General features: G+C 54.1%; 13 protein-coding genes and 1 pseudogene. 10 read left to right on the top strand and 4 right to left on the bottom strand.

Going from position 1 to position 13,822, the window contains the following annotated elements:
• Nucleotide 1: 1 nt before the first annotated feature.
• From ACQG03_RS22300 to ACQG03_RS22275, 6 genes are all read left to right on the top strand, one after another.
• Entirely contained in the window at nucleotides 2-1,390 is a 1,389-nt protein-coding gene (locus ACQG03_RS22300) for a hypothetical protein (protein WP_012695445.1), read from the top strand.
• A gap of 400 nt (nucleotides 1,391-1,790) precedes the next feature.
• Complete coding sequence (locus ACQG03_RS22295) at nucleotides 1,791-2,084, top strand: helix-turn-helix transcriptional regulator (RefSeq protein WP_012477377.1); 294 nt, start codon at nucleotides 1,791-1,793, stop codon at nucleotides 2,082-2,084.
• A 4-nt stretch (nucleotides 2,085-2,088) separates the two neighbouring features.
• Nucleotides 2,089-3,414, top strand: coding sequence for a type II toxin-antitoxin system HipA family toxin (locus ACQG03_RS22290; protein ID WP_000088044.1), 1,326 nt, complete (start codon nucleotides 2,089-2,091; stop codon nucleotides 3,412-3,414).
• Nucleotides 3,415-3,474: 60 nt separating this feature from the next.
• Entirely contained in the window at nucleotides 3,475-3,681 is a 207-nt protein-coding gene (locus ACQG03_RS22285) for a hypothetical protein (protein WP_000134171.1), read from the top strand.
• 100 nt (nucleotides 3,682-3,781) lie between these two features.
• Nucleotides 3,782-4,192, top strand: coding sequence for a hypothetical protein (locus tag ACQG03_RS22280; protein ID WP_000985909.1), 411 nt, complete (start codon nucleotides 3,782-3,784; stop codon nucleotides 4,190-4,192).
• Nucleotides 4,193-4,246: 54 nt separating this feature from the next.
• Nucleotides 4,247-4,729 (top strand): hypothetical protein, encoded by a 483-nt coding sequence (locus tag ACQG03_RS22275; RefSeq protein ID WP_001139512.1) that lies wholly within the window; start codon nucleotides 4,247-4,249, stop codon nucleotides 4,727-4,729.
• A 181-nt stretch (nucleotides 4,730-4,910) separates the two neighbouring features.
• On the opposite strand, the gene ACQG03_RS22270 is transcribed toward ACQG03_RS22275, so the two are convergent.
• The 4 genes from ACQG03_RS22270 to intI1 all read right to left on the bottom strand — a co-directional run bounded on the left by ACQG03_RS22270 (nucleotide 4,911) and on the right by intI1 (nucleotide 10,836).
• Complete coding sequence (locus tag ACQG03_RS22270; RefSeq protein ID WP_001567384.1) at nucleotides 4,911-5,915, bottom strand: IS110-like element IS4321 family transposase; 1,005 nt, start codon at nucleotides 5,913-5,915, stop codon at nucleotides 4,911-4,913.
• Between the two features lie 78 nt (nucleotides 5,916-5,993).
• Nucleotides 5,994-8,966, bottom strand: coding sequence for a Tn3 family transposase (locus tag ACQG03_RS22265; protein ID WP_001138073.1), 2,973 nt, complete (start codon nucleotides 8,964-8,966; stop codon nucleotides 5,994-5,996).
• 2 nt (nucleotides 8,967-8,968) lie between these two features.
• On the bottom strand, nucleotides 8,969-9,526 hold the full coding sequence (locus tag ACQG03_RS22260; protein WP_001162012.1) for a recombinase family protein: 558 nt from the start codon (nucleotides 9,524-9,526) through the stop codon (nucleotides 8,969-8,971).
• Between the two features lie 296 nt (nucleotides 9,527-9,822).
• A complete protein-coding gene (intI1, locus tag ACQG03_RS22255) occupies nucleotides 9,823-10,836 on the bottom strand; it encodes a class 1 integron integrase IntI1 (protein ID WP_000845048.1) in 1,014 nt (337 codons plus the stop codon).
• A 145-nt stretch (nucleotides 10,837-10,981) separates the two neighbouring features.
• On the opposite strand from intI1, the gene aadB reads away from it, so the two are divergent.
• The 4 genes and pseudogenes from aadB (at nucleotide 10,982) to sul1 (ending at nucleotide 13,708) form a co-directional block, all read left to right on the top strand.
• Entirely contained in the window at nucleotides 10,982-11,515 is a 534-nt protein-coding gene (gene aadB, locus ACQG03_RS22250; protein WP_426726158.1) for an aminoglycoside nucleotidyltransferase ANT(2'')-Ia, read from the top strand.
• Between the two features lie 57 nt (nucleotides 11,516-11,572).
• A pseudogene (locus ACQG03_RS22245) lies at nucleotides 11,573-12,411 on the top strand (AadA family aminoglycoside 3''-O-nucleotidyltransferase).
• A 116-nt stretch (nucleotides 12,412-12,527) separates the two neighbouring features.
• Nucleotides 12,528-12,875 (top strand): quaternary ammonium compound efflux SMR transporter QacE delta 1, encoded by a 348-nt coding sequence (locus ACQG03_RS22240; RefSeq protein WP_000679427.1) that lies wholly within the window; start codon nucleotides 12,528-12,530, stop codon nucleotides 12,873-12,875.
• Nucleotides 12,869-13,708, top strand: coding sequence for a sulfonamide-resistant dihydropteroate synthase Sul1 (sul1, locus tag ACQG03_RS22235; protein WP_000259031.1), 840 nt, complete (start codon nucleotides 12,869-12,871; stop codon nucleotides 13,706-13,708). The genes ACQG03_RS22240 and sul1 overlap by 7 nt, the downstream gene beginning before the upstream one ends.
• Nucleotides 13,709-13,822 lie beyond the last annotated feature (114 nt).

Genomic DNA, 13,822 nt, shown 5'->3' with positions numbered 1-13,822 from the left:
CATGAGTCAGTCTCCTTATGATGATGAGTTCAGGGCCATCCGTTATATTCAGCTCCGTGGTCAGGATATCGCGAACGCTCACGAGACAATTAACAGTGATATAGAGAGCCTTAAGGCACAGTTGACCGGGCTAATCAGCGGCACTGAACTTGATGAAGCGGAGCATCTGGCGCTTAAAGAACATCATCTGCGAGAAATGACCCCTTCAGATACTGCCATGCATTCTACTGGTCTCAAGACTATATATAGCGAGGCTAACCAGCGTGTATGCGGTGATATTGGACTGGCCACAATACTCTCCACGGATGACTTGGCTGTTGTAGATGCCCGGATCCAGAATCATATTAAAGAATTTAATGATCGCTACGCACTCGACGCCTGGGATTATGCTATTGCCTGCGGATGCGGGCTCATAGCATCCATGCTGGATTTACTTTGCGTCAGAGCCCCGCCAAAACCTACGGTGAGCTTTACGGCAGAAGTGGATGGTATTTTCAATAAACAGGTGCAGAAAGCCTTCAATGCCATTTTGCCGGAGGACCTGAGTACAAAACTCTCAGATTTGTTCCCTATAGGGGCACCAGACAGTTCGATCAGCAGCGATTTAGTGGGTGCGGCCGGTGGCGTTTTGTCTCCCACAAATCACCGCTTAAGAGCTTTGTCACACGATCCCGTACTGGGCATTATTTTCGGTATAAAGGATATGCTGAACGGGACCTGTACGGTGGTTCAGAATGGACAGATCGTGGTTTATCCTTCCAGTAAAGGCGTTACAGACGAAACCAATATTTTCAGGCTCATCGCCAGAATGTTTGGACACCTGGCATCGGATGTTAATGCCCCCTCAGCAAAAGGAAACCGTGGCATGGGGTTACCGGCTCCTTTTATGGGGCTACTTCGTATGCTTGAGGGGATCCCTGTGGGGAGTTCTAACTTCGGCAAACAAATAGAGTACATGTATGTCAACGGGTATGACTTTCGTCAGTTTATCGTGACAAGTATTCCGATGAGCATAATGGAAGTTTTGATGCGGGTTTTCTATGTGGCGAAACAGGTATCGCTGGGAAAAGGAGCTTTTGGGGAGACCTTACTGGATACCATGCCGTTGCGGCTAAATCCACGCTTCCGGATGATGCTTGCCCTGGGTTATGGAACTTCCAGTGCTGTTAACGCAGGTAAAATGTATATCACCGGCAATATTCTCAATGCGAATTACGCCTCCTGGATGGGGTTGGCCTGGAATGGTTTTCACTCACTCAAGTGGTCCCTTTATCAGCGACACTTAAAGCTTTGGGCCGGTATTGAAAAGGCAGAACTGGAACGGCTTCAGAACAATATAGACAGCATCGAGGCATTGACCATCATAGCAGGAAACTTGCCAGTCAAGTAACATTCACCGGAGCACCTCCGGAACCCCATAGCCCACCAGCTGCTAAAAATGTCTGCCTTTGCTTTTAATACTCTCTCTGCCTCCTCCCCGAGGCAGAGAGTAGCTCGTAGTTATTTATACAGCTCACAACAGGGCCATAAGATACTCCGCTTCTCGTTTACCGATGATCCTGATCTGTCAGCTCTCTTACCGGATGCTGTACGAGCGTAACGGCTTATTATTGATAGTTCTCTCATATCAAACCTCATAAAGATTTATGCTGCCACTTAGTAACAGCCTAAAGGTTGTACTCTCTATTTAACAGCTTTTAGGCTGTTAATTTGATATTACAGCTTTTAGGGTGTATGTTTAGAAAACAGCGTACAAGGTGTATCAGAGGAACTACTGAGGCCAGCTTATGATCAATAATGATTACCCGTTAAACACGCTCAACCAGTTGCGTCCCTTGCTCATTGGTTTTCGCAAGGCGAATGGCCTGACGCAAAAAGACCTGTCCGAAAGGTTAGGGGTCACTCAACAGACATACTCACGTCTGGAAGCCAACCCTGCCAGTGCGAGCATTGAACGGCTATTCAAGGTGTTTTCTATCCTGGGCGTAAAAATCAGCTTCTCCTCGACAACCGCCTCTTCAGAGGGGAAGCAGACGGAAGAAATGCTTAAATCAAACTCACCTGCACGACAGGAGAAATGGTAACGATATGAGCCGGAAACAGCAGCGTCTGGCAATCTGGATGAACGGAATCAAAGTCGGATACTGGGAAAAAAGTAAAGGGGTAGACAGCTTACAATACCTTCCTGACTGGAGTGCAGACGAACAGGGAAGGCCGCTGTCATTGTCCCTTCCTTTTACTCCCGGGAACCAGGTCTGGCGTGGAAATGTGGTACGTGACTATTTTGATAATTTACTCCCGGACAGCGAAGGCATACGCAGACGTCTGGCAATGCGTTACAAGGCCGATAGCCTGGAGCCTTTTGATCTTCTGACGGAGCTGGGAAAAGACTGCGTGGGCGCGATACAGCTGCTTCATGACGGAGATGAACCCACAGATTTATATTCCGTGAAGTATCACCCGCTTACTGAATCAGAAATTGCGGCAACTTTGCGTAATACCACGGAGACATTGCTACCGGGCAGGCCAGAAGATAACGACGACTTACGTTTATCTATTGCCGGTGCTCAGGAGAAAACAGCCCTACTGTGGCATGAAGATCGGTGGTGTATGCCGGAGGGTAATACACCAACGACGCATATATTCAAGCTACCGCTCGGACTTGTGGGGAACATGAAAGCCGACATGCGCTCGTCGGTTGAAAATGAATGGCTCTGCTCGGTACTTCTCGAACAGTACGGGCTCCCCGTGGCAAGAACGCAGATTGCTCACTTTGAAGATCAGAAAGCGCTGGTGGTAGAACGTTTTGACCGAAAATGGTCAGGAAACGGACAATGGATCATTCGTTTACCCCAGGAGGATATGTGTCAGGCCCTGGGCATTTCGCCATTACGAAAATATCAGGCGGACGGCGGGCCAGGTATATCGGAAATTATGGAAGTTCTGAGTAATTCAGACCGTGCTGAGCGTGACAAAGCGCAGTTTTTTATGACGCAGATAGTTTTCTGGATGATGGCCGCAACAGATGGCCACGCTAAAAATTTCAGTATTTCTATTGGGCCACAGGGACGTTATCACCTTACACCACTCTATGATGTGTTGTCGGCATGGCCGGTGATCGGTCATGGGAACAATCAGATATCCTGGCAGAAGTGCAAACTGGCGATGGCCGTACGTGGCAGTAGCAACTATTACCAGATATATCGAATACAACGACGCCACTGGATCAGGCATGGTGAGATAACCGGCCTGAGTAAACAGCAGACAGAGGCGATGATAGAGGAAATCATCGCCAGAACCCCGGGTGTCATTGAACGTGTTAGCGGGCTTCTTCCGGACCAGTTCCCCCAGCAGCTTGCGGAAAGTATTTTTGATGGAATGAGGCAGCAATGCAGGCGCCTGGCTGAGAAATGACAGCCGCAATTTATAGTGTGCATGTTTTCAGAATAGCTGATGTAAGCGTGAGGATTCAGTATGACTGAAGAACAAAAAAGAATAGAGCGGGCTATTGAGTTGGCTTGTCGTTACGGCGGAACCGATGAAATGCATCATCTGCAATGGGTCGTGGATCAGATGGTAAGAGAACTTGCTGGAGAACGTTATGCACAGATTGTAGCAGATGCCACCAGCGGAGAAGATGGGCCTGATACTTACAAATGGAGTGTTGGGATCGCGCCTTAGCATCTGTCAGTCTGGGGATGAAAACGTACTTAACATCCAGCGAATTCCCAGACTTCACATTAAGACTAGAGTAACGGCCGCAATCACGTGAGAGAAAAAAATGGCAATTTTAGCAATCATTGCAGTTATCGCCCTGGGTGGGTACGCCTGCGGGTTTATTAAAGCCCGTGAGCTGAGCGCTTTGCGTAAAGAAATGAAACTATACGTGGATCGCATGGAAGCGGCGGAGCTGGACTTACACGCAATCAGAAGTGTAGCGGAGCACCGGTTGCACGGTGCAGGTAAACAGTTTGCCGACCTTTACAGCCGTATCGACGGTGCAACTGTGACGCTGACACCCGAAGATCAGCTGTTACTGGCAACGATGCCATTTAATATTCAGGATGTAGAAGACATCGTAAACGAGCGCGGTCCAAAGACAATTAGCGGCCGTCCATTCTGGGAAGTTGAGCCAGGCCCGCATGACTATGAATATGGCCCGCAATATCCGTATTTCCCAGACCAGCGCTAGGAAGAGATCAAGATGAGAGAGCCAAGACCCCGCCATACCTTGCAGGTCATTCGAGTGCCTTCTCTGGAGGTTCAGGATCTGGGGCTGACCAGCTTTGATAGCTGGCTTGACGAGAACGGTTATGACAAAACGAATGCCAGAAATAACCGTACCATCTGGGCGAGAGAAGGCGGATGGCATCTGAAACGTTGCAGAAATCTGGAAACTGGCACGGACGATTTCTGGTTTATCGCTTTCGATGGTAAAGGCGGAAAGATATACCCGCTGAAAACCCAAAGAGACTACCGGGCTGCATATCGTAAGCTGGAAGCAGAAGGTTATGCACCTGCGGTCATCGAGCAAATGACCACAGGCGCAGCATATAACCTGGCCTATCCACGTTCCACCCTAAAACAAGCTGAGACGGCCACCAGCGAACCAAAGCGGAAACCTGACGTAGATGGGGTCGTGTCAGAAAACGGAATCTATGGTCACTCCCGTTTTTGCAACACCGATTTTGACGACAAGTTGGCTTGCTTGAATCTATCCGGCGTCTGAATGGGATTTTATTCCCGCGCCTTGATGAGTTCCGCGCCTGATGAACCTCCAGAAAATATACGGCTTCAATGAGCCTTTCCGTTTTACAGGTTCCTCAACAGGCCGGTGGGCCGTTAGTATCATCAATATCAGTATTCGCAAAACCAGATCAGTAATTCTTTAAACCGGTGTATTTCTGCCGTTATGCTACATAAGTTTGCTGTCGTGCCGTTAGGGCCCAGGCTATTCTGGCCAGCTTGTTTGCCAGAGCACAAGTGACGACAAAGTTGCTTTTCCGGCACAGTAAATCCCTGACCCAATCGGCCAATTTGCCAGACTGGTGTTCCAGTTTTTGTATGAATACCCTGGCACATTGAACCAACAAAGTTCGGATCTTTTTATTACCTCGCTTACTAATTCCCAGCAATGTCGTCCTACCTCCCGTGCTGTACTGCCGAGGTACAAGCCCTGTTGCCGCCGCAAAGTCACGGCTGCTGGCGTACTGCTTCCCGTCGCCAATCTCAGTTGAAATAGTACTCGCTGTCAGTGTTCCGACGCAGGGAATGCTCAGCAAGCGCTGTCCAACCTCATCTTCGTCCAACTTTCGTTTCAACTGGGATTCCAAATCTTTAATCTGCTCAACAAGATAGTGATAATGCTGTTGTAATTTCAGCAATAACTGGCTGAGGTAAAGAGGCAAACTATTATCCTCAAGAATGGTACTCAGTCGGCTAATAACGGCAGCTCCTCGGGGAACGCTAATGCCAAATTCCAGCAGAAAAGCATGCATTTGATTGGTTGTTTTTACCTTATCCTGAACCAGGGATTCACGGACACGATGCAGAGCCCGCATTGCCTGCTGAGATTCCGTTCTGGGCTGCACAAAACGCATAGACGGACGCGATGCAGCTTCACAAATAGCTTCGGCGTCGACAAAGTCGTTTTTATTGCTTTTAACGAACGGGCGGACAAATTGTGGTGATATCAGCTTTGGGGAATGCCCCAACCCTTCCAACTTGCGTGCCATAAAGTGAGAACCGCCACAGGCTTCCATTGCGATGGTTGTAGCGGGGCATGTCGCCAAAAATTCGATCAACTTTGGCCGGGTAAATTTTTTACGGTAAACAGCCTTCCCGCGACGATCCTGGCAATGAATATGGAAAGAGTTTTTACCCAGATCGATACCAATGAGCGCAATGTTTTCCATGATAGTTCTCCGAATGAAAGCCTGTCCTCAGCATAGTACCGGGAAGGAGGGAGTGACCATCTCATTAAATAAAGCACGCTAAGCCGGTGGCAGCGGTCGCAATGGCCTAAACTTCCCCGCACCGACCTTGGCGCTGCTGCGCCATAGGTAATCGCCGGTCAGGTTGATGTGCTCCCACCCCAGCGGCGACAGATATTGCAACAATGTGTCGTCCAGCGCCGTGCCGTTGCCACGCAAAGCACTGGTGGCACGCTCCAGATATACCGTGTTCCACAACACGATGGCCGCCGTCACCAGATTGAGGCCGCTGGCCCGGTAGCGCTGCTGCTCAAAACTGCGGTCGCGGATTTCACCCAATCGGTAGAAGAAGACCGCCCTGGCCAGCGCGTTGCGCGCCTCGCCCTTATTCAGCCCCGCATGGACGCGGCGGCGCAGCTCCACGCTTTGCAGCCAATCCAAAATGAACAGCGTGCGCTCGATGCGCCCCAGCTCGCGCAACGCCACGGCCAAGCCGTTCTGGCGCGGGTAGCTGCCGAGTTTGCGCAGCATCAGCGAAGCCGTTACCGTGCCTTGCTTGATGGAGGTGGCCAGCCGCAGAATTTCATCCCAATGGGCGCGTATTTGCTTGATGTTCAGCCTGTCGCTGCTAATCATCGGCTTGAGCGCGTCATAGGCGGCATCGCCCTTGGGGATGAATAGCTTGGTTTCGCCCAAGTCACGGATACGCGGCGCGAAGCGAAATCCCAGCAAATGCATCAAGCCAAACACGTGATCGGTGAAGCCTGCCGTGTCGGTGTAGTGTTCCTCGATGCGCAAGTCCGACTCGTGGTACAGCAGGCCATCAAGCACGTAAGTTGAATCACGAATGCCCACGTTGACCACCTTGGCACTGAAGGGCGCGTACTGGTCGGAGATATGGGTGTAGAAAGTCCGTCCTGGACTGCTTCCATACTTCGGGTTGATATGACCAGTGCTTTCTGCTTTGCTGCCGGTTCTGAAGTTCTGGCCGTCCGACGATGACGTGGTGCCGTCACCCCAGTTGCCGGCGAAGGGTTGCCGAAACTGCGCATTCACCAGCTCGGCCAGCGCCGTCGAATAGGTTTCATCGCGGATGTGCCAGGCTTGCAGCCAAGACAGCTTGGCGTAGGTGGTGCCAGGGCAGGACTCGGCCATTTTGGTCAGACCCAGGTTGATCGCGTCGGCCAGGATCGTCGTCAACAGCAAGGTTTTGTCCTTGGCCGTGTCGCTGGTCTTCAGGTGTGTGAAGTGGCGGGTGAAGCCCGTCCATTCATCGACCTCCATCAGCAACTCGGTGATTTTGAGGTGCGGCAGCAGCATAGCTGTCTGGTCGATCATGGCTTGCGCGGCGTCTGGTACTGCCGCGTCCAGCGGCGTGATCTTCAGGCCTGACGCGGTGGTGATGATGGCATCCGGTAAGTCGTTGGCCGCAGCCATGCGGTTGACTGTGGCGAGTTGCGCCTCCAACAATTCCAACCGGTCATGCAGGTATTGGTCGCAGTCGGTGGCCACTGCCAGCGGCAATTCGCTGGCCAGCTTCAAAGTGGCGAACTTCTCGACCGGCACCAGGTATTCGTCGAAGTCCTTGAACTGGCGAGAACCCTGCACCCAGACATCACCGGAGCGCAGCGCGTTCTTCAGCTCCGACAGGGCGCATAACTCGTAGTAACGCCGGTCGATGCCGTCGTCGGTCAGAACCAGCTTTGCCCAGCGCGGCTTGATGAATGCGGTTGGCGCATCGGCGGGCACCTTGCGCGCGCTGTCGCTGTTCATGCCGCGCAGCATGTCGATGGCATCGAGCACACCCTTGGCGGCGGGCGCAGCCCGCAATTTGAGCACGCCCAGGAACTGCGGCGCGTAGCGGCGTAGCGTGGCATAGCTTTCACCGATGTGGTGCAGGAAATCAAAGTCGGCAGGCCGCGCCAATGTTTGCGCTTCGGTGACGCTGGCGGCGAAGGTGTCCCAGGGCATAACGGCCTCGATGGCGGCGAACGGATCGCTGCCGCTTTGCTTGGCCTCAATCAACGCTTGACCGATGCGCCCATACATCCGCACCTTGTCGTTGATCGCCTTGCCGGAAGCCTGGAACTGCTGCTGATGCTTGTTCTTGGCCGCGTTGAACAGCTTGCCGATGATGCGATCGTGAAGGTCGATGATTTCATCGGTGACGGTGGCCATGCCTTCGATGGCCAGCGCTACCAGCGTGGCATAGCGTCGTTGCACCTCGAACTTTGCCAGATCAGCAGGCGTCATCTGGCCACCTTCACGAGCGATTTTGAGCAGGCGGTTCTGGTGAACCTGCCGCTCGATGCCTGCGGGCAGATCAAGTGCTTGCCAGGATTTCAGGCGCTCAATATGTTCGAGCATGTGGCGAGAGTTCGGTTTGGCAGGCGACTGGCGCAGCCATGCCAGCCACGTCACTTTACTGCCGTCCTTGCGCTTGAGAAGTTCGTCCAGGCGCTGACGGTGGGGTGATAACAAAGAATCGGTCAGCGCCGCGTAAATGCGTCGGTTGGCACGGGTGATGGCCTCGGCGCTTGCGCGCTCGATGGCATTCATGGCGGGCAGGATAATGCTCTGCCGCCGCAGATTCTCGACAAGTGCGCTCGCCAGCACGATGCCTTTGTCGGTCTGCAAGGCCAGCTCGGTCAATGTATGCACGGCTTGCCGATAGTGGCTCATGGTGAAGGGCTTGAACCCAAAAACCGTTTGCAGCTCGACCAAGTGCTCCCGCCGTGTCTGTTCGCGCTGGCCGTACTCGCTCCAACTTTCCACTGGCATCTTGAGTTGCGCGGCCACCATGCGCAACAGGGGCGGAAACGGAGGCTCATCGACGCCCAAAAAGGTGCCAGGGAATCGCAAGTAGCAAAGCTGCACAGCGAAGCCCAATCGATTCGCGGCGCCGCGACGCTGACGGATCACCGACAGGTCGGTTTCGTTGAACGTGTAGTGCCGTATCAGTTCGTCTTTGGCATCTGGCAGTGCCAGCAGGCTTTCGCGCTCGGTGGCGGACAGGATTGAGCGGCGTGGCATGGTCAGTCTTCCCGCAGGTACTGGTACAAGGTTTCGCGGCTGATGCCGAAGTCACGGGCCACCAAGGTTTTTTGGTCGCCTGCCGCAACTCGCCGTTTCAACTCGGCAATTTGTTCGCTGTTCAGCGATTTCTTTCGTCCCCGGTAGGCACCGCGCTGCTTGGCCAGCACGATTCCCTCGCGCTGACGTTCGCGGATCAGGGCGCGCTCGAACTCAGCGAAGGCTCCCATGACCGACAGCATCAGATTGGCCATCGGTGAGTCCTCGCCGGTGAACTTCAGCCCTTCTTTGACGAACTCCATGCGCACGCCCCGTTGTGTCAGCCCTTGGACGATGCGGCGCAGGTCATCAAGGTTGCGTGCCAGCCTGTCCATGCTATGCACCACCACGGTGTCGCCCTCGCGGACGAAGGCCAGCAGCCTTTCCAGCTCGGGACGCTGGGTGTCCTTGCCAGAAGCCTTGTCGGTGAACACCCGCGCCACCTGAACACCCTCCAATTGCCGTTCCGGGTTCTGGTCGAAGCTGCTGACGCGGACATAGCCGATGCGTTGACCTTGCAAGATGCCTCCAAAGGCAAAAGTGTCAGGATGAAATCTATTACCTTTGACGGAATATGTCAATCAATAGGAAATTTAACTCTATTCTGACATCGTTTGTCGTTTTCAGAAGACGGCTGCACTGAACGTCAGAAGCCGACTGCACTATAGCAGCGGAGGGGTTGGATCCATCAGGCAACGACGGGCTGCTGCCGGCCATCAGCGGACGCAGGGAGGACTTTCCGCAACCGGCCGTTCGATGCGGCACCGATGGCCTTCGCGCAGGGGTAGTGAATCCGCCAGGATTGACTTGCGCTGCCCTACCTCTCACTAGTGAGGGGCGGCAGCGCATCAAGCGGTGAGCGCACTCCGGCACCGCCAACTTTCAGCACATGCGTGTAAATCATCGTCGTAGAGACGTCGGAATGGCCGAGCAGATCCTGCACGGTTCGAATGTCGTAACCGCTGCGGAGCAAGGCCGTCGCGAACGAGTGGCGGAGGGTGTGCGGTGTGGCGGGCTTCGTGATGCCTGCTTGTTCTACGGCACGTTTGAAGGCGCGCTGAAAGGTCTGGTCATACATGTGATGGCGACGCACGACACCGCTCCGTGGATCGGTCGAATGCGTGTGCTGCGCAAAAACCCAGAACCACGGCCAGGAATGCCCGGCGCGCGGATACTTCCGCTCAAGGGCGTCGGGAAGCGCAACGCCGCTGCGGCCCTCGGCCTGGTCCTTCAGCCACCATGCCCGTGCACGCGACAGCTGCTCGCGCAGGCTGGGTGCCAAGCTCTCGGGTAACATCAAGGCCCGATCCTTGGAGCCCTTGCCCTCCCGCACGATGATCGTGCCGTGATCGAAATCCAGATCCTTGACCCGCAGTTGCAAACCCTCACTGATCCGCATGCCCGTTCCATACAGAAGCTGGGCGAACAAACGATGCTCGCCTTCCAGAAAACCGAGGATGCGAACCACTTCATCCGGGGTCAGCACCACCGGCAAGCGCCGCGACGGCCGAGGTCTTCCGATCTCCTGAAGCCAGGGCAGATCCGTGCACAGCACCTTGCCGTAGAAGAACAGCAAGGCCGCCAATGCCTGACGATGCGTGGAGACCGAAACCTTGCGCTCGTTCGCCAGCCAGGACAGAAATGCCTCGACTTCGCTGCTGCCCAAGGTTGCCGGGTGACGCACACCGTGGAAACGGATGAAGGCACGAACCCAGTGGACATAAGCCTGTTCGGTTCGTAAACTGTAATGCAAGTAGCGTATGCGCTCACGCAACTGGTCCAGAACCTTGACCGAACGCAGCGGTGGTAACGGCGCAGTGGCGGTTTTCATGGCTTGTTATGACTGTTTTTTTGTACAGTCTATGCCTCGGGCATCCAAGCAGCAAGCGCGTTACGCCGTGGGTCGATGTTTGATGTTATGGAGCAGCAACGATGTTACGCAGCAGGGCAGTCGCCCTAAAACAAAGTTAGGCCGCATGGACACAACGCAGGTCACATTGATACACAAAATTCTAGCTGCGGCAGATGAGCGAAATCTGCCGCTCTGGATCGGTGGGGGCTGGGCGATCGATGCACGGCTAGGGCGTGTAACACGCAAGCACGATGATATTGATCTGACGTTTCCCGGCGAGAGGCGCGGCGAGCTCGAGGCAATAGTTGAAATGCTCGGCGGGCGCGTCATGGAGGAGTTGGACTATGGATTCTTAGCGGAGATCGGGGATGAGTTACTTGACTGCGAACCTGCTTGGTGGGCAGACGAAGCGTATGAAATCGCGGAGGCTCCGCAGGGCTCGTGCCCAGAGGCGGCTGAGGGCGTCATCGCCGGGCGGCCAGCCCGTTGTAACAGCTGGGAGGCGATCATCTGGGATTACTTTTACTATGCCGATGAAGTACCACCAGTGGACTGGCCTACAAAGCACATAGAGTCCTACAGGCTCGCATGCACCTCACTCGGGGCGGAAAAGGTTGAGGTCTTGCGTGCCGCTTTCAGGTCGCGATATGCGGCCTAACAATTCGTCCAAGCCGACGCCGCTTCGCGGCGCGGCTTAACTCAGGTGTTAGACATCATGAGGGTAGCGGTGACCATCGAAATTTCGAACCAACTATCAGAGGTGCTAAGCGTCATTGAGCGCCATCTGGAATCAACGTTGCTGGCCGTGCATTTGTACGGCTCCGCAGTGGATGGCGGCCTGAAGCCATACAGCGATATTGATTTGTTGGTTACTGTGGCCGTAAAGCTTGATGAAACGACGCGGCGAGCATTGCTCAATGACCTTATGGAGGCTTCGGCTTTCCCTGGCGAGAGCGAGACGCTCCGCGCTATAGAAGTCACCCTTGTCGTGCATGACGACATCATCCCGTGGCGTTATCCGGCTAAGCGCGAGCTGCAATTTGGAGAATGGCAGCGCAATGACATTCTTGCGGGTATCTTCGAGCCAGCCATGATCGACATTGATCTAGCTATCCTGCTTACAAAAGCAAGAGAACATAGCGTTGCCTTGGTAGGTCCGGCAGCGGAGGAATTCTTTGACCCGGTTCCTGAACAGGATCTATTCGAGGCGCTGAGGGAAACCTTGAAGCTATGGAACTCGCAGCCCGACTGGGCCGGCGATGAGCGAAATGTAGTGCTTACGTTGTCCCGCATTTGGTACAGCGCAATAACCGGCAAAATCGCGCCGAAGGATGTCGCTGCCGACTGGGCAATAAAACGCCTACCTGCCCAGTATCAGCCCGTCTTACTTGAAGCTAAGCAAGCTTATCTGGGACAAAAAGAAGATCACTTGGCCTCACGCGCAGATCACTTGGAAGAATTTATTCGCTTTGTGAAAGGCGAGATCATCAAGTCAGTTGGTAAATGATGTCTAACAATTCGTTCAAGCCGACCGCGCTACGCGCGGCGGCTTAACTCCGGCGTTAGATGCACTAAGCACATAATTGCTCACAGCCAAACTATCAGGTCAAGTCTGCTTTTATTATTTTTAAGCGTGCATAATAAGCCCTACACAAATTGGGAGATATATCATGAAAGGCTGGCTTTTTCTTGTTATCGCAATAGTTGGCGAAGTAATCGCAACATCCGCATTAAAATCTAGCGAGGGCTTTACTAAGCTTGCCCCTTCCGCCGTTGTCATAATCGGTTATGGCATCGCATTTTATTTTCTTTCTCTGGTTCTGAAATCCATCCCTGTCGGTGTTGCTTATGCAGTCTGGTCGGGACTCGGCGTCGTCATAATTACAGCCATTGCCTGGTTGCTTCATGGGCAAAAGCTTGATGCGTGGGGCTTTGTAGGTATGGGGCTCATAATTGCTGCCTTTTTGCTCGCCCGATCCCCATCGTGGAAGTCGCTGCGGAGGCCGACGCCATGGTGACGGTGTTCGGCATTCTGAATCTCACCGAGGACTCCTTCTTCGATGAGAGCCGGCGGCTAGACCCCGCCGGCGCTGTCACCGCGGCGATCGAAATGCTGCGAGTCGGATCAGACGTCGTGGATGTCGGACCGGCCGCCAGCCATCCGGACGCGAGGCCTGTATCGCCGGCCGATGAGATCAGACGTATTGCGCCGCTCTTAGACGCCCTGTCCGATCAGATGCACCGTGTTTCAATCGACAGCTTCCAACCGGAAACCCAGCGCTATGCGCTCAAGCGCGGCGTGGGCTACCTGAACGATATCCAAGGATTTCCTGACCCTGCGCTCTATCCCGATATTGCTGAGGCGGACTGCAGGCTGGTGGTTATGCACTCAGCGCAGCGGGATGGCATCGCCACCCGCACCGGTCACCTTCGACCCGAAGACGCGCTCGACGAGATTGTGCGGTTCTTCGAGGCGCGGGTTTCCGCCTTGCGACGGAGCGGGGTCGCTGCCGACCGGCTCATCCTCGATCCGGGGATGGGATTTTTCTTGAGCCCCGCACCGGAAACATCGCTGCACGTGCTGTCGAACCTTCAAAAGCTGAAGTCGGCGTTGGGGCTTCCGCTATTGGTCTCGGTGTCGCGGAAATCCTTCTTGGGCGCCACCGTTGGCCTTCCTGTAAAGGATCTGGGTCCAGCGAGCCTTGCGGCGGAACTTCACGCGATCGGCAATGGCGCTGACTACGTCCGCACCCACGCGCCTGGAGATCTGCGAAGCGCAATCACCTTCTCGGAAACCCTCGCGAAATTTCGCAGTCGCGACGCCAGAGACCGAGGGTTAGATCATGCCTAGCATTCACCTTCCGGCCGCCCGCTAAATATCTCCTTTTGGGTTGTTAATAAAACATCCAATAAGTTGACTGTGCGTGAAAAAGAAAGTTTTGTGTGATGGCGTTGAAGATCGCAC

It is taken from the genome of Enterobacter cloacae complex sp. 342H5, from assembly GCF_050030905.1.
GTDB classification, from domain to species: Bacteria; Pseudomonadota; Gammaproteobacteria; order Enterobacterales; family Enterobacteriaceae; genus Enterobacter; species Enterobacter intestinihominis.
This window is presented reverse-complemented; position numbering and strand designations above follow the sequence as displayed.

Coding starts and splice junctions, on each gene's coding strand:
- ACQG03_RS22265 (WP_001138073.1), bottom strand. CDS start 8,966: ATGCCACGCCGCTCAATCCTGTCCGCCACCGAGCGCGAAAGCCTGCTG.
- ACQG03_RS22285 (WP_000134171.1), top strand. CDS start 3,475: ATGACTGAAGAACAAAAAAGAATAGAGCGGGCTATTGAGTTGGCTTGT.
- ACQG03_RS22290 (WP_000088044.1), top strand. CDS start 2,089: ATGAGCCGGAAACAGCAGCGTCTGGCAATCTGGATGAACGGAATCAAA.
- ACQG03_RS22300 (WP_012695445.1), top strand. CDS start 2: ATGAGTCAGTCTCCTTATGATGATGAGTTCAGGGCCATCCGTTATATT.
- ACQG03_RS22270 (WP_001567384.1), bottom strand. CDS start 5,915: ATGGAAAACATTGCGCTCATTGGTATCGATCTGGGTAAAAACTCTTTC.
- intI1 (WP_000845048.1), bottom strand. CDS start 10,836: ATGAAAACCGCCACTGCGCCGTTACCACCGCTGCGTTCGGTCAAGGTT.
- sul1 (WP_000259031.1), top strand. CDS start 12,869: ATGGTGACGGTGTTCGGCATTCTGAATCTCACCGAGGACTCCTTCTTC.
- aadB (WP_426726158.1), top strand. CDS start 10,982: ATGGACACAACGCAGGTCACATTGATACACAAAATTCTAGCTGCGGCA.
- ACQG03_RS22240 (WP_000679427.1), top strand. CDS start 12,528: ATGAAAGGCTGGCTTTTTCTTGTTATCGCAATAGTTGGCGAAGTAATC.
- ACQG03_RS22280 (WP_000985909.1), top strand. CDS start 3,782: ATGGCAATTTTAGCAATCATTGCAGTTATCGCCCTGGGTGGGTACGCC.